Here is a 15,353-nt window from a genome sequence, read left to right on the forward strand (position 1 = left end):
CGCTGTGAATACATCCATGTACGCTCGCACATGCTGGATGTCGCGGAAACCGCCGTATCATCGCTTCGCGATGCTGGCGGCGGTGCAAGGCGCTTCTCGCCCCCTGGCATATGACGGTCGGCGGAGTCGTTCCCTTTGTCCGCCTTGTGGGCTCCTGGTGCCATAGGTCACCTCACCGGTTCTGCACCAGTTCCCGGCCGATCAGCATACGGCGGATTTCCGAGGTGCCGGCGCCGATTTCGTACAGCTTGGCGTCCCGCAGCAGGCGGCCGGCGGGGAACTCGTTGATATAGCCGTTGCCGCCCAGCAGCTGGATGGCGTCCAGCGCCAGCCGGGTGGCGGTTTCCGCCGCCAGCAGTATCACCCCGGCGGCGTCCTTGCGCCCGAGTTCTCCCCTGTCCGCGGCCATGGCCACCATATAGGTGTAGCTGCGGGCGGCGTTCATGCGGCTGTACATGTCGGCGAGCTTGCCCTGCACCAGTTGGAAGTCGCCGATGGCCTGGCCGAACTGCTTGCGCTCCCGCACATAGGGCACCACCAGATCCATGGCCGCCTGCATGATGCCGAGCGGCCCGCCGGCCAGCACCAGCCGCTCGTAATCGAGCCCGCTCATCAGCACCTCGACCCCGCCGTTCAGGATGCCGAGCACATTGTCCGCCGGTACCCGGCAGTCCTGGAACACCAGCTCGCAGGTGTTGGAGCCGCGCATGCCGAGCTTGTCGAGCTTCTGGGCCTGGCCGAAGCCGGGGGTGTCGCGCTCGACGATAAAGGCGGTGATGCCCCGGGCGCCGGCTTTGGGCTCCGTCTTGGCGTACACCACGAACACCTGGGCGTCGGGGCCGTTGGTGATCCACATCTTGGTGCCGTCGAGCACGAAGTGATCGCCGTCGGCCCGGGCGGACAGCCGCATGGATACCACATCGGAGCCGGCATTGGGCTCGGACATGGCCAGCGCCCCGATATGCTCGCCGTTGAGCAGTTTGGGCAGGTAATGCGCTTTCTGCGCTTCGCTGCCGTGGCGGTGGATCTGGTTGACGCAGAGGTTGGCGTGGGCGCCGTAGGACAGGCCCACCGCCGCCGAGGCCCGGCTGATTTCCTCCATCGCCAGCACCTGGGCCAGGTAGCCCATGTTCACGCCGCCGTAGCGTTCGGCCACGGTAATGCCGAACAGGCCCATGGCGCCGAGCCTGGGCCAGAGTTCGGCGGGAAAGCGATTGTCCCGGTCGATGGCCTCGGCCAGGGGGGCGATCTCCCGGCTGGCGAAGGCGGCGACCTGATCGCGCAGCAGGTCCAGGGTCTCGCCCAGACCGAAGTTCAGTTGCGGATAGGGGGCCATGGGTTCCTCCTCGGTGATGGAGATGTTGGGCTCGTTTGCTACCAATATTGCTGAATTAACTATAGTTGTTATGGGACTGTTGGGGGTCGGCTAAGCTTGAATGGACAACGATTTTTAGGTTGCCACTGATGATTGGGTGCAGGGCGATAAAAGGAACGACACGCCGACACGCCACAAGTACGTCCATGTAGGCTCGGACATGCCATCCCTGGCATGCCACGGTCGGCTTGGTTGCTTCCTTTTATCGCCTTTGCCTCATCACTGGCCTGCGGCAGATGGAGCCACCATGGCAAAGAGCGAGATAGTGATAGTGGGTGCGGCCCGGACCCCCATGGGGGCCCTGCTGGGGGACTTCGGCGCCGTGCCGGCGTCCAGGTTGGGGGCAGTGGCCATCGAGGCCGCCCTGAGCAGGGCCGGGGTGCCGAATGAGCGGGTGGATGAGGTGGTGATGGGCTGCGTATTGCCCGCCGGCCAGGGCCAGGCGCCGGCCCGGCAGGCGGCGCTGGGGGCCGGGTTGCCGGTGTCCGTCGGTTGCACCACGGTCAACAAGATGTGCGGGTCGGGCATGAAGGCGCTGATGCTGGCCCATGATCAACTGCTGGCGGGTTCTGCCTCGGTGATGGTGGCGGGCGGCATGGAGAGCATGAGCCTGGCGCCCTACCTGTTGCCCAAGGCGCGGGCGGGGCTGCGCATGGGCCACGGCCAGTTGCTGGATCACATGTTTTTCGACGGCCTGGAAGACGCCTACGAGGGCGGCCTGATGGGCAGCTTCGCCCAGCGGACGGCGGATAAGTCCGGCATCGGCCGGGAGGCGATGGACGACTTCGCCATCGCCTCCCTGACCCGGGCTCAAAGGGCCATCGCCGAAGGGGATTTCGCCGGGGAAATCGTACCGGTCGAGGTGACGGTACGCCAGGGCAGTCGACAGGTGGATACCGACGAGCAGCCGGGCAAGGCCCGGCCCGACAAGATCCGTACCCTCAAGCCCGCCTTCGCCAAGGACGGCACCATTACCGCCGCCAATTCCAGTTCCATCTCCGACGGTGCCGCCGCCCTGGTGGTGACCACCGCCGAGCAGGCGGCGGCGCTCGGCCTCAGGCCCTTGGCCCGGGTGCTGGCCCATGCAACCCACGCCCAGCTGCCCGCCGAGTTCACCTTGGCGCCAATCGGAGCTATCAACAAATTGCTGGACAGGCTCGGTTGGCAGGCCAGCGAGGTGGATCTGTTCGAGATCAACGAGGCCTTCGCGGTGGTCGCCCTGCTGGCCATCCGCGAGCTGGGGCTGGACCCGGCGCGGGTCAACGTCAACGGCGGCGCCTGCGCCCTGGGCCATCCCATCGGCGCCAGCGGTGCCCGCATCCTCGTCACCCTGCTGTACGCCCTGCGCCGTCGCGGGCTCAGACGGGGGGTGGCGGCCCTGTGCATCGGCGGTGGCGAAGCCACGGCGGTGGCGGTGGAATTGCTCTAGGAGGACAGGAAAATGGCATACCAGGTACCGCTGCTGATCGGCGGCAATATGGTGCAAAGCCGTACCCAGGAGTGGCTGGAGGTAAGCAACCCGGCTACCCAGGAGATCATCGCCCGCCTGCCCTGCGCCACGCCCGAGGAGGTGGCGGCGGCGGTGGCGGCGGCGAGCAGGGCCTTCGTCGAATGGCGGGAAGTGCCGGTGCCGGAGCGGGCCCGGCTGATGCTGCGTTACCAGGCGCTGCTGAAGGAACACCACGACGACATCGCCCGCCTGCTCTGCAAGGACACCGGCAAGACCTTCGAGGACGCCAGGGGCGACGTGTGGCGGGGCATCGAGGTGGTGGAGCAGGCCGCCAACATCGCTGCCCTCAGCATGGGTGAGACCCAGGAAAACGTGGCCCGGGGTGTGGACTGCTACAGCTTCACCCAGCCGCTGGGGGTCTGCGTCGGCATCACCCCCTTCAATTTTCCGGCCATGATCCCGCTGTGGATGTTTCCGCTCGCCATCGCCTGCGGCAATACCTTCGTGCTCAAGCCGTCGGAGCAGGATCCCCTGGCGGCCATGCGGCTGGCCGAGCTGTTCAGGCAGGCCGGTGCCCCCGACGGCCTGCTGCAGGTGGTGCACGGCGGCAAGGAGGTGGTGGACCAACTGCTGGTGCACCCCGAGGTGTGCGCCATTTCCTTCGTCGGCTCGGTGGCTGCCGGCCAGCATATCTACCAGACCGGCACCGCCCACCTGAAACGGGTGCAGGCCTTCGCCGGCGCCAAGAACCACATGGTGGTGCTGCCCGATGCCAACAAACAGCAGGTGATCAACAATCTGGTGGGCTCCTCGGTGGGCGCCGCCGGCCAGCGCTGCATGGCGATATCGGTCGCGGTGCTGGTGGGGGAGGCCAGGGAATGGATCCCGGAGCTGAAAGACGCCATGGCCCGGGTGCGGCCCGGAGCCTGGGACGACCCCGACGCCGGCTACGGCCCGCTGATAAGCCAAGCGGCCCGGGAGCGGGTGCTGCGGTTGATCGCCGGGGGCAAGGCCGAAGGCGCCGAATGCCTGCTCGATGGCAGCGGCTGCACGGTGGACGGCTATCCCCACGGCAACTGGGTGGGGCCCACCCTGTTCCGCGGCGTAACCCCCGAGATGGCCCTCTACCGGGAGGAGATCTTCGGCCCCGTGCTGTTGCTGATGGAAGCGGACAGCCTGGATGAGGCCATCAATCTGGTCAACGCCAACCCCTACGGCAACGGCACCTCCATTTTCACCGCCTCGGGCGCGGCGGCGCGCAAATACCAGCACGAGATCCGGGTGGGTCAGGTGGGCATCAACGTACCCATACCGGTGCCGCTGCCCTTTTTTTCCTTCACCGGCTGGCGCCGCTCCTTCTACGGCGACCTGCACGCCTACGGCAAGCAGGCGGTGCGGTTTTACACCGAAACCAAGACCGTTACCGCCCGCTGGTTCGAGGACGAGGCGGTGGCGGGGCCCAATATGTCGATTCATCTGAAATGAAAGTGATGAATCGCAAGCAGTCGACTGCCAGCCAGGACTTTGCTCTCCAGTCCGGCTTTCTGCCTGAGCGTAGAAATGAGGCAACAGGGCCACCTCCGCCGAGACGCTGCAAGCACATCCCTGTGACGCTCGGCCCATGCCGAATGTCGCGGATACCTCCGGTGCAAGGCGCTTCGCGCCCCCTGGCATGTGACGGTCGGCGGAGGCCCCCAAGGATGGGTTCACGGCGTGCCGGAGGAGTAGTGCCCTTTGGCTGACGGCTCGCTTTATCAAAAGGCAACAAAAACGCGAGGCCAAGAGATAGACATAACACATACACGCGACCGGAGGGAGCTTGCATGGACTTTGAACTGAGCGACGAACAGCGGGCCTTTGCGGCCCTGGCCGACGACTTTGCCCGCAACGAGCTGGAGCCCCACGCCGCCGACTGGGACCGGGACCACCACTTCCCGGTCGAGACACTGCACAAGGCGGGTGGGCTGGGGCTTTGCGCCCTCTATACCCCCGAGTCCGCCGGCGGCCTGGGGCTGAGCCGGCTCGACGCCAGCATCATCTTCGAGCGTCTGGCCATGGGCTGCACTTCCACCACCGCCTTCCTCACCATCCACAACATGGTGACCTGGATGGTGGCCAGCGCCGGCAGTGAAGAAACCTGGGCACGTTGGGGCGAGGGGCTGGTCAGTGGACGGCTGCTCGGCTCCTACTGCCTGACCGAGCCCAACGCCGGCTCCGACGCCGCCGCCCTCAGGACCAGCGCCCGCCGCGACGGCGACCAGTATGAGCTGAACGGCAGCAAGATGTTTATCTCCGGCGCCGGCAGTACCCAGGTGCTGGTGGTGATGGCCCGTACCGGCGGCGAGGGCGCGGGCGGTATCTCCGCCTTCGCCCTGGACGCCGGCAGCCCCGGCATCGTCTACGGCCGCCCCGAGGACAAGATGGGCTGGAACAGCCAGCCCACCCGCAGCGTCACCTTCGAGCGGGTACGGGTGCCCGCCGGCCAGCGGCTGGGGGCGGAGGGAGAGGGTTTCAAGCTGGCGATGAAGGGGCTGGACGGGGGGCGCATCAATATCGCCAGCTGTTCGGTGGGCACCGCCCAGCAGGCCCTCAACAAGGCGTGCCAGTACCTGCAGGAGCGCAGCCAGTTCGGCCGCAAACTGGCCGAATTCCAGGCGTTGCAGTTCAGCATTGCCGACATGGCCACCGAGCTGGTGGCGGCGCGCCAACTGGTGCGGCTGGCGGCGAGTCGGCTGGACGCGGGTCACCCGGATGCCACCACCTACTGTGCCATGGCCAAGCGCTTCGCCACCGACGCCGGCTTCAAGGTGTGCGATCAGGCGCTGCAGCTGTACGGCGGCTACGGTTATATCCGTGAATACCCACTCGAGCGTTACCTGAGGGATACCCGGGTACATCGCATCCTGGAGGGCACCAACGAAATCATGCGGCTGCTGATCGCCCGCCGGGTACTGGCGGAAGGCTGCGGGGAGCTGTGATGAGTTTGCAGAGGGATCTTGAGCTTGTGTGTCAGTTCGATGGTGTCGTCTGTGATATGGGCGAAGGAGACCAAAGGGGACCGCTACGCCGACACGCTACAAGTACGTCCATGTGGGCTCGGACATGCCATCCCTGGCATGTCACGGTCGGCTCTTCGGCCCCCTGTGTTCTCCTTTTGAGCATGGGCGGCGTCTGCGTCATAGCTGTTCCCGACGCTCTATCTATCACCACGGGCCATAGTCATAGAGAGGTGCAGCCATGACCACCGCTATTCGTTTTGAACAACAAGGCCATGTCGCCATCCTGACCATGGACAACCCCCCCGCCAATACCTGGACGGCGGCAAGCCTCTCGGCCCTGGCCGAGCTGGTGGCGCAACTGAACGCCGACCGGGAGATCTGGAGCCTGGTGCTGACCGGGGCGGGGGACAGGTTCTTTTCCGCCGGGGCCGATCTCAAGCTGTTCGCCGACGGCGACAGGGCGGTGGCGCGGGAGATGGCGCGGCGCTTCGGCGAGGCCTTCGAGGCCCTGAGCCGGTTTCGCGGCCTGTCCATCGCCGCCATCGACGGCTACGCCATGGGTGGCGGCCTGGAGGCGGCCCTGGCCTGCGATCTGCGTGTGGCCGGCCGGCAGGCGGTGATGGCCCTGCCCGAGGCCAAGGTGGGGCTGCTGCCCTGCGCCGGCGGCACCCAGAACCTGACCTGGCTGGTGGGCGAGGGCTGGGCCAAGCGCATCATCCTCTGCGGTGAACGGCTGGATGCCGAGCGGGCCCTGGCCATCGGCCTGGTGGAAGAGGTGGTGCCACAAGGGGAGGCCCTGAACCGGGCTCTGGCGCTGGCCCGCCAGGCGGAGCAGCAGAGTCCCTCCTCACTGGCCGCCTGCAAGCGGCTGATCCAGTCGGCCCGCTACCGCCCCCTGGAGCAGGGCTATATCCGGGAGCGGGAGGAATTCGTGGACTTGTTCGACACCGAGGATCAGCGAGAAGGGGTCAACGCCTTCCTGGACAAACGCCCGCCTCAATGGCGCAACCGCTAAGGAAACTGAATGAGCCTGATAATCGAAGAGCATGCCACGGGCGGTGGCCGGCGTATCGGCCGGCTGGTGCTCGACAACCCGCGCAGTCTCAATGCCCTGAGCCTGGAGATGATAGAACGGATGCTGCCCCAGCTTGCCGCCTGGCGGCGGGACGAGGGGCTGGTGGCGGTGCTGCTGGAAGGCGAAGGCAGCAGGGCCTTCTGCGCCGGCGGCGATGTGGTGGGGCTGTACCGGGCCATCACCTCGGCCCGGGAACTTGGCCCCCTGGACGACCTGGGCCTGGGGCCCGTGCCTGAGCCGGCGGCGCGCTTTTTCGAGCAGGAATACCGGCTGGATTATTCGTTGCATCGCTACCCCAAGCCGGTGATCTGCTGGGGTGGCGGCATCGTCATGGGCGGCGGCCTGGGACTGTTCAACGGCAGCCAGCAGCGCATCGTCACCGAAAGCAGCCGGCTGGCGATGCCGGAGGTGACCATCGCCCTTTATCCGGACGTGGGCGGCAGCTGGTTTCTCAACCGCCTGCCACCGGGGCTGGGTGAATTTATCGCCCTCACCGGCTGCCAGCTCAACGCCAGCGACAGCCACTGGCTGGGGTTGGCCAACAGGACCATAGCGACAAGCCTAAGGGCCGAGCTGCTGTCCCGCCTGCGGGAGCTGGCCGACTGGCAGGATCCCGCGGCGGCCGTCGGTCGGGTGCTGCAGCAACTGGAAGCAGCCTCGTATGACGTCTTCGCCGATCAGCCCTCGCCCCTGCGGGAGCACCAGGACGCCATCCGCCGGCTGATGGACCGGGACTGCCTGGCGGATAGGGTGGCCGCCATCCTCGAGGCGGATTTCGGCTCTCCCTGGTTCGAACGGGCCCGACAGAGCCTGGCGGCGGGCAGTCCGCTGGCTATCCGGGTGATAGCGGAGCAACTGCGCCGCTGCCGGCACAGTTCCCTGGCCGAGGTATTTCGTCGGGAGCTGGCGCTGTCGGTGCAACTCTGCCGGTATCGGGAGTTCGCCGAAGGAGTGCGGGCCCGGCTTATCGACAAGGACAACAACCCCGACTGGACTTTCGGGACTCTGGCTGAGGTGGACGAGGCGCTGCTGGCTGCCCTGTTCGACACTCCCTGGCACCGGAGCCCATTGCAGGATCTGTAACGGAGGCAAGCACCATGGCAACCATCGCATTCATCGGTTTAGGTAATATGGGCAGCCCCATGGCTGCCAACTTGGTCAAGGCCGGGCACAGGGTACAGGTGTTCGATCTGCAGCCCGAGGCAGTCAGTCGGGCCGCCGGCACCGGCTGCATTCCGGAAACCAGCGCCACCGAGGTGGTGAAACACGCGCAGGTGGTGATCTCCATGCTGCAAAGCGGCCGCCAGGTGGAGGAGCTCTATGCGACGGGCCCGGATCCCCTGTTCGAGCGGATGGCGCCGGGCACCCTGGTGATCGACTGTTCCACCATCGATGCGGCCACCGCCAAGGCCACGGCCCGGCGGGCCGCGGCCCATGGCCTGGATTTTATCGACGCGCCCGTGTCCGGCGGTGTAGCCGGGGCCCAGGCCGGCACCCTCACCTTTATCGTCGGCGGCAGCGGGGCTCAATTCGCCCGGGCCGAGCCGGTACTGTGCCAAATGGGCAAGAACGTGTTCCACGCCGGTCCCCACGGCGCCGGTCAGATAGCCAAGGCCTGCAACAACATGCTGCTGGCGGTGCTGATGGCGGGCACCTGCGAGGCGCTCAATATGGGCATTAACAACGGCCTGGATCCCAAGGTGCTATCGGAGATCATCAAGCAAAGCTCGGGCAACAACTGGGCGTTGCAGCTCTACAACCCGGTGCCGGGGGTGATGGAACATGTGCCCGCTGCCCGGGGCTATCAGGGAGGCTTTCAGGTCAACCTGATGTGCAAGGATCTGAACATCGCCATGGAGCTCAGCCGGGACAGCGGCTCGCCGGTACCCATGGGTGCTGCGGCCAAGGCCTTGTTCAACCTACACCAGGTGGCGGGTCACGGCGGTTTCGACTTTTCCAGCCTGTTCCGGATGTTCCAACTGCGGGAAGGGGGCGAATGACCATGGATATCAGGGGCAAGGTGGTGGTGATCACCGGTGCCGGCCGGGGGCTGGGGCAGGCCATGGCCCGGCAGCTGGCGCGCCAGGGCGCCATGCTGGCGCTGATCGACAACAACGAGCAGGATCTGGCCAAAAGCGGCGAGATGGTGGCCGCCACCGGCGCCCGGGTGGCGGTGCACCTGTGCGATATCGCCGACGAGCGGCAGGTGGCGGACAGCTTCGGCCATATCGTGCGGGAACTGGGTGGGCTGGATGTGCTGGTCAACAACGCCGGCCTGATGCGCGACGCCCTACTGGTCAAGTTGGTGGAGGGCAAACCTGCCGGCAGGATGAGCCTGCAACAGTGGCAGCAGGTGGTGGACGTCAACCTCACCGGCACCTTCCTGTGTGGCCGCGAGGCGGCGGCCATCATGGCCGAGCGGGGCGAGGGCGGCCTTATCGTCAATATCTCCTCGGTGGCGCGGGCCGGCAACCGGGGCCAGAGCAACTACTCCGCCACCAAGGCGGGGGTGGCGGCCCTGGTGGTGTGCTGGGCCGGGGAGCTCAGCCGCTACGGTATCCGGGTGGCGGGCATCGCCCCCGGGGTGATCGCCACCGCCATGACTGCCCAGATGAAGCCCGAGGCGATGGAACGCATCACCCGCAATATTCCTTTGGGACGCCTGGCGCAGGTTGAAGAGCTGGTACACAGCCTGCAGTACGTCATTCAGAACGATTACTTCCACGGACGGATGCTGGAAATGGACGGCGGTCTCCGCCTGTAGGACTAAAGTCTAGCTTGTCTGAATGGCCCGGCGGAGGTAATGTTTTTTGCAACGCACAGCAACGGACGTGCCTGCCTGCGTTAACAGAGCGAATAATAAAACGATAATAACCACTGCCATATCCCTGAACGCACTGATTCTCCTCGGTCATGGAATCACTGCCTTCGGGGTTTTTTTATGGCTACATATCAGGGTAGTTGGGGCCGCAGCCCCCTTCCGGCGGCACCCAGCGGATATTCTGGGCCGGATCCTTGATGTCGCAGGTTTTGCAGTGCACACAGTTGGCGGCGTTGATCAGGAAGCGGGGTTCGCCTTCCTGCTCCACCACCTCGTAGACCCCCGCCGGGCAATAGCGCTGGGCCGGCTCGTCGTAGCGGGGCAGGTTGTCCCGCAGGGGAATTTCCGGATCCAGGAGCTGCAGGTGGCAGGGCTGGTCCTCGTCGTGGCCGGTGTTGGCCAGGTAAACCGACGACAGCTTGTCGAAGGAAAGCCGACCGTCCGGCTTCGGGTAATCCGGTTTGCGGCTCTTCGCCGCCGGACGCAGGGTGGCGTGATCCGGCATCTTGTCATGCAGGGTGAGGGGGAGCCTGCCTCCCAGCCAGTTGTGATTGAGGTAGTTGAAGGCGCCTCCCAGCCAGGGCCCCAGCCGATGCAGGGCGGGAATGAAATTGCGTCCCTGCTCCAGTTCCAGGTGGAGCCAGGAATCCCGGAGAGCGGAGTCGAATGCGTCGAGTTCCCGTCCCCCGGGCTCCCCCGCCGCCAGGGCCTGAGCCACCGTCTCGGCGGCCAGCATGCCGGACTTCATGGCGGTGTGGATGCCCTTGATCTTGGCGCCGTTGAGGGTGCCGGCGTCGCAGCCCAGCAGCAGGGCGCCGGGCATCACCATGCGAGGCAGCGAGTTCAGGCCGCCCTTGGTGATGGCCCGGGCGCCGTAGGCCAGCCGCTTGCCGTCGTACAGATGGCGGGCCAGCAGCGGGTGGTGCTTGAGCCGCTGGAATTCGTCGAAGGGGCTGAGGTGGGGATTGCGGTAGTTGAGATCCACGATAAGCCCCACCGCCGCCTGGCCGTCGTCGCCGTGGTAGAGGAAGAAGCCGCCGCCGCTGTCTTCCTCGAGCGGCCAGCCGGCGCCGTGCAGCACCAGGCCTGGCCGGTGGCGGGCGGGGTCGAGCTGCCACAGCTCCTTGATGCCGATGGCGTAATGTTGGGGATCCCGGCCCTGGTCCAGGCCGAAGCGGGCGATCAGCTCCTTGCCGATATGGCCACGGCAGCCCTCGGCGAACAGGGTGTACCTGGCGCGCAGCGCCATGCCCGGCACATGGCCGGCCTTGGGGTGGCCGTCCGCCGCCAGCCCCATATCGCCGGTCAGGATGCCGCACACGGCGCCATCTTCCGCGTAGAGCGGCGCCTGGGCGGCGAAGCCGGGAAAGATGGCCACGCCCAGCTGTTCGGCCTGGGCCGCCAGCCAGCGGCACAGGTTGCCGAGGCTGACTATGTAGTTGCCCCGGTTGTGCAGGGGGGAGGGGACCAGGGCGGGGGGCAGTTCCAGGCCGCCCCGTTCGCTGGTCAGCATATAGAGCCGGTCGTCGGTGACCGGGGTGTGCACGGGGGCGCCCCGTTCCTGCCAATCGGGAAAGAGCTCGTCCAGGGCCCGGGGCTCCAGCAGGGCGCCAGAGAGGATATGGGCACCCACCTCGGCGCCTTTTTCCACCAGGCAGACGCTCAGGGTCAGATCCCGGGCTGCGGCCTCTTGCATCAGTCGGCAGGCGGCGCTCAGGCCGGCCGGGCCGGCGCCCACTATGACCACGTCAAATTCCATCGATTCCCTTTCCATATTCCGGCTCCGCCCCTGGGACACATGGCTAAAGTATTGTATTGGTTGCGGTATTTAACAAATCCCGGGCGGCAGGATCGCCGGGGATGGATTAGTATTAACTCGAATCCCACAGAACCGGGGGCAGGCATGAAGGTACTGGTCACGATAAAACGGGTGGTTGACTACCACGTCAAGGTCAGGGTCAGGGCGGATCAGAGCGACGTGGATCTGGCCAACGTCAAGATGGCGGCCAACCCCTTCTGCGAAATCGCGGTGGAAGAGGCGGTGCGGATGAAGGAAAAAGGCTGGGTGTCGGAGATCGTCGCCGTCTCCGTCGGCCCCGCTGCGGCTCAGGAGCAGCTGCGCACGGCGTTGGCGCTGGGGGCGGACAGGGCGGTGCTGGTGCAGAACGACGCGGCTCCCGAACCGCTCACCGTGGCCAAGCTGCTGGCCAGCTTGTGCGAGCGGGAGCAACCCGGGCTGGTGCTGCTCGGCAAGCAGTCCATCGATACCGACAATAACCAGGTGGGGCAGATGCTGGCGGCGCTCACCGGCTGGCCCCAGGGAACCTTCGCCTCCCGCATCGAACTGGCGGACGACGAACTCCTGGTCACCCGGGAGGTGGACGGCGGCCTGCAGACCCTGGCGCTGGCCCTGCCGGCGGTGGTGACCACCGACCTGCGGCTCAACGAGCCGCGCTATGCTTCCCTGCCCAATATCATGAAGGCCAGGCAGAAACCCCTGGAGACCCTGACTCCGGGTGCGCTTGGGGTCGTGCCCAGGGTTCATTCCCGGGTGCTCAAGGTGACGCCGCCGCCGGTGCGCAAGGCCGGCATCAAGGTGGCCGACGTGGCCGAACTGGTGGACAAACTCAAGAACGAGGCAAAGGTGATCTGATGACGACCCTGGTGATAGCGGAACACGACAACGGATCCTTGAAACCGGCCACCCTGAACCTGCTGGGAGCGGCGGGCCGGCTGGGGGCGGATATGGATCTGCTGGTGATGGGCAAGGGCTGCCGGCCGGTGGCCGAGACCGGCAGTCGGCTCGGTGTGCGCAAGGTGCTGCTGGCGGATCACGATGACCATGAACACCAGTTGGCGGAGCCCGGCGCCGCCCTGGTGGCCAGCCTGGCGGGCGGCTACCGGCACCTGCTGGCGCCGGCCACCACCTTCGGCAAGAATCTGATGCCGCGGGTGGCGGCCCTGCTCGACCTGGGTATGGTGTCCGAGGTGATCGCCATCGAAGCCCCGGATACCTTCGTCCGACCCATCTACGCGGGCAACGCCATCGCCACGGTGCAGTCCCTCGAGGCTATCAAGGTGCTGACGGTGCGCGTCACCGCTTTCGAGGCGGCCATGCCGGGCGACTTGGCAGCACCCATAGAATCGCTGGCACCGGTCGCCGTCGCCGGCGGCAGCCGTTTCGTGAGCGAGGAACTGAGTCCGAATGAGCGGCCCGAGCTCACCTCGGCCCGGGTGGTGATCTCCGGAGGCCGGGGCCTGGGCTCGAAAGAGAACTTTGCGTTGCTGGAGCGGCTGGCGGATGCGCTGGGCGCGGCGGTGGGAGCCAGCCGGGCGGCGGTGGACGCGGGCTTTGCCGCCAATGACATGCAGGTGGGCCAGACCGGCAAGATAGTGGCCCCCGAACTCTATATCGCCGTGGGCCTGTCCGGCGCCATCCAGCACCTGGCGGGGATGAAGGACTCCAAGGTGATAGTGGCCATCAACAAGGATGCGGAGGCACCCATCTTCCAGGTGGCGGATTATGGCCTGGTGGCGGATTTGTTCGATGTGCTACCCGAACTGGAGCGGCAGTTGGCACCGTAGAACCTGTTTACGATGCCTGTTACCGCCCAGCGAAGAGGAGACAGGGCCACCTCTACCGACACGCTGCAAGCACATCCCTGTGACGCTCGGCACCCCTGGCATGTGACGGTTGGCGGAGTGCTCTTTGGCCGGATACGCCTGATCTCAAACAGACTCTTGGGTGAATGTCGTTTTATCTGATCTGCATCAAGTTTTGGGTGTTACATTTTGTTGTAATAAAACTACATAAAACGTTATAGTGCCGTTCAGTCTTCCGCCGGCAGCAGGTTCGAATGCGGAACAGGACGGCTTTAGCGCCTTAGCCCGGATATTGTTTCATTGTCGTTATCGGGCATCTTGCGTATACTATGACCCCGTCTTGAATTCCACATTCCATTCGTTCCCTAGCTTTCTTCAGGTTCAGCATGACGACTAAATATATTTTTGTTACTGGTGGGGTAGTGTCCTCCTTGGGTAAAGGCATTGCAGCCGGCTCCCTGGCGGCCATCCTCGAGGCTCGCGGTCTTAATGTGACCATTATGAAGCTGGATCCTTACATCAACGTGGATCCGGGAACCATGAGCCCGACCCAGCACGGTGAAGTTTTCGTGACTGACGACGGTGCCGAAACCGATCTCGATCTCGGCCATTACGAGCGTTTCATCCGTACCAAGATGACTCGCCGCAACAATTTCACCACCGGTCGTATCTATGCGGACGTGCTGCGTAAGGAACGGCGCGGCGACTACCTGGGTGCCACCATCCAGGTGATCCCGCATATCACCAATGCCATCAAGGACAGGGTGATTGCCGGTGCCGAAGGGCATCAGGTGGCCATTGTGGAAGTCGGTGGCACCGTCGGCGATATCGAGTCGCTGCCATTCCTCGAGGCGCTGCGTCAGCTGGCGGTGGAAGTGGGCCGGGAAAACACCCTCTTTATGCACCTGACCCTGGTGCCCTATATGGCCGCCGCCGGCGAGGTAAAGACCAAACCGACCCAGCACTCGGTAAAAGAGCTGCTGTCCATCGGCATCCAGCCCGATATCCTGATTTGCCGCAGCGACCGGGCCATTCCGCCCAACGAGCGCGCCAAGATTGCCCTGTTCTGCAATGTGTCGGAAAAGGCCGTTATTTCCTTGAAAGATGTGGACTCCATCTACAAGATCCCGGCGCTGCTGCGCTCCCAGGGGCTGGATGAGCTGGTGGTCCGGCGCTTCGCCCTGGATTGCCCGCCCTCGGATCTGTCCGAATGGGAACAGGTGATCTACGAAGAGGCCAATCCGGTGGGGGAAGTGACCATCGGTATGGTGGGCAAATACGTCGAGTTGCCCGATGCCTACAAGTCGGTCAACGAGGCGCTCAAGCACGGCGGCCTGAAAAACCGTTTGACCGTAAACATCAAATACATCGACTCCCAGGATCTGGAAAGCAAGGGCCTGGGGTTGCTCGAGGGGCTGGATGCCATCCTGGTGCCCGGCGGCTTCGGCGAGCGTGGAGTCGAGGGCAAGATCATGGCGGCCCGCTATGCCCGGGAAAACCGCGTACCCTACCTCGGCATCTGCTTAGGGATGCAAGTAGCACTGATCGAATACGCCCGCAACGTGGCCGGCCTGGAAGGCGCCCATTCCACCGAGTTTGACAAGCAGAGCCCCTATCCGGTGGTGGGCCTCATTACCGAATGGGTGGATGAAGAGGGCAAGGTGGAAGTGCGCGACGAGCAATCCGATCTGGGCGGCACCATGCGCCTGGGTGCCCAGCTGTGCCATCTGGAGCCTGGTTCCAGGGTACATGGCCTGTACGGCTCCGATACCATTTACGAACGCCACCGCCACCGCTACGAAGTCAACAACCGGCTGCTGCCCAAGGTTGAAGCGGCGGGCTTGAAGGTGACCGGCCGTTCCGCCGACAAGAAGCTGGTGGAGATCATCGAGAACCCGGATCACCCCTGGTTCGTGGCGGCTCAGTTCCACCCCGAGTTCACTTCCACGCCCCGCGACGGCCACGGCCTGTTCGCCGGTTTTGTGAAGGCGGCGGGCCAATACCAGCAGGGTGAACTGGAATAACCTGAT

At 65.2% G+C, this 15,353-nt stretch carries 12 protein-coding genes; 10 read left to right on the forward strand and 2 right to left on the reverse strand.

What is annotated here, in order from left to right; all coding sequences use genetic code 11:
* Positions 1-172 precede the first annotated feature (172 nt).
* The gene (locus ACEVBK_RS03615; RefSeq protein WP_375057233.1) at positions 173-1,336 is read right to left on the reverse strand and encodes an isovaleryl-CoA dehydrogenase; all 1,164 of its coding nucleotides are present in this window, start codon (positions 1,334-1,336) and stop codon (positions 173-175) included.
* A gap of 286 nt (positions 1,337-1,622) precedes the next feature.
* On the opposite strand from ACEVBK_RS03615, the gene ACEVBK_RS03620 reads away from it, so the two are divergent.
* From ACEVBK_RS03620 to ACEVBK_RS03650, 7 genes are all read left to right on the forward strand, one after another.
* Positions 1,623-2,804 carry an acetyl-CoA C-acyltransferase gene (locus ACEVBK_RS03620; RefSeq protein ID WP_375057234.1) on the forward strand — a complete coding sequence of 394 codons (1,182 nt, stop codon included), beginning with the start codon at positions 1,623-1,625 and terminating at the stop codon, positions 2,802-2,804.
* Between the two features lie 12 nt (positions 2,805-2,816).
* The gene (locus tag ACEVBK_RS03625; protein WP_375057235.1) at positions 2,817-4,310 is read left to right on the forward strand and encodes a CoA-acylating methylmalonate-semialdehyde dehydrogenase; all 1,494 of its coding nucleotides are present in this window, start codon (positions 2,817-2,819) and stop codon (positions 4,308-4,310) included.
* 338 nt (positions 4,311-4,648) lie between these two features.
* Positions 4,649-5,803, forward strand: a complete 1,155-nt coding sequence (locus ACEVBK_RS03630; protein WP_375057236.1) for an acyl-CoA dehydrogenase family protein — start codon at positions 4,649-4,651, stop codon at positions 5,801-5,803.
* Between the two features lie 259 nt (positions 5,804-6,062).
* The gene (locus tag ACEVBK_RS03635) at positions 6,063-6,839 is read left to right on the forward strand and encodes an enoyl-CoA hydratase (RefSeq protein ID WP_375057237.1); all 777 of its coding nucleotides are present in this window, start codon (positions 6,063-6,065) and stop codon (positions 6,837-6,839) included.
* 9 nt (positions 6,840-6,848) lie between these two features.
* Entirely contained in the window at positions 6,849-7,982 is a 1,134-nt protein-coding gene (locus ACEVBK_RS03640; RefSeq protein WP_375057238.1) for an enoyl-CoA hydratase/isomerase family protein, read from the forward strand.
* 14 nt (positions 7,983-7,996) lie between these two features.
* The gene (mmsB, locus tag ACEVBK_RS03645; protein WP_375057239.1) at positions 7,997-8,899 is read left to right on the forward strand and encodes a 3-hydroxyisobutyrate dehydrogenase; all 903 of its coding nucleotides are present in this window, start codon (positions 7,997-7,999) and stop codon (positions 8,897-8,899) included.
* Between the two features lie 2 nt (positions 8,900-8,901).
* On the forward strand, positions 8,902-9,663 hold the full coding sequence (locus tag ACEVBK_RS03650) for an SDR family NAD(P)-dependent oxidoreductase (RefSeq protein ID WP_375058509.1): 762 nt from the start codon (positions 8,902-8,904) through the stop codon (positions 9,661-9,663).
* Positions 9,664-9,844: 181 nt separating this feature from the next.
* On the opposite strand, the gene ACEVBK_RS03655 is transcribed toward ACEVBK_RS03650, so the two are convergent.
* Positions 9,845-11,494, reverse strand: coding sequence for an electron transfer flavoprotein-ubiquinone oxidoreductase (locus ACEVBK_RS03655; RefSeq protein WP_375057240.1), 1,650 nt, complete (start codon positions 11,492-11,494; stop codon positions 9,845-9,847).
* A 129-nt stretch (positions 11,495-11,623) separates the two neighbouring features.
* Between ACEVBK_RS03655 and ACEVBK_RS03660 the strand changes: the two genes are divergently transcribed.
* The 3 genes from ACEVBK_RS03660 (at position 11,624) to pyrG (ending at position 15,347) form a co-directional block, all read left to right on the forward strand.
* Complete coding sequence (locus ACEVBK_RS03660) at positions 11,624-12,373, forward strand: electron transfer flavoprotein subunit beta/FixA family protein (RefSeq protein WP_375057241.1); 750 nt, start codon at positions 11,624-11,626, stop codon at positions 12,371-12,373.
* The gene (locus ACEVBK_RS03665) at positions 12,373-13,305 is read left to right on the forward strand and encodes an electron transfer flavoprotein subunit alpha/FixB family protein (RefSeq protein ID WP_375057242.1); all 933 of its coding nucleotides are present in this window, start codon (positions 12,373-12,375) and stop codon (positions 13,303-13,305) included. Before ACEVBK_RS03660 ends, ACEVBK_RS03665 begins: the two co-directional genes overlap by 1 nt.
* Positions 13,306-13,709: 404 nt before the next feature.
* On the forward strand, positions 13,710-15,347 hold the full coding sequence (pyrG, locus tag ACEVBK_RS03670; RefSeq protein WP_375057243.1) for a glutamine hydrolyzing CTP synthase: 1,638 nt from the start codon (positions 13,710-13,712) through the stop codon (positions 15,345-15,347).
* The last annotated feature ends 6 nt before the right edge of the window (positions 15,348-15,353 follow it).

The sequence above is a fragment of the Zobellella sp. DQSA1 genome (genome assembly GCF_041950555.1).
Taxonomy (GTDB): Bacteria; Pseudomonadota; Gammaproteobacteria; order Enterobacterales; family Aeromonadaceae; genus Oceanimonas.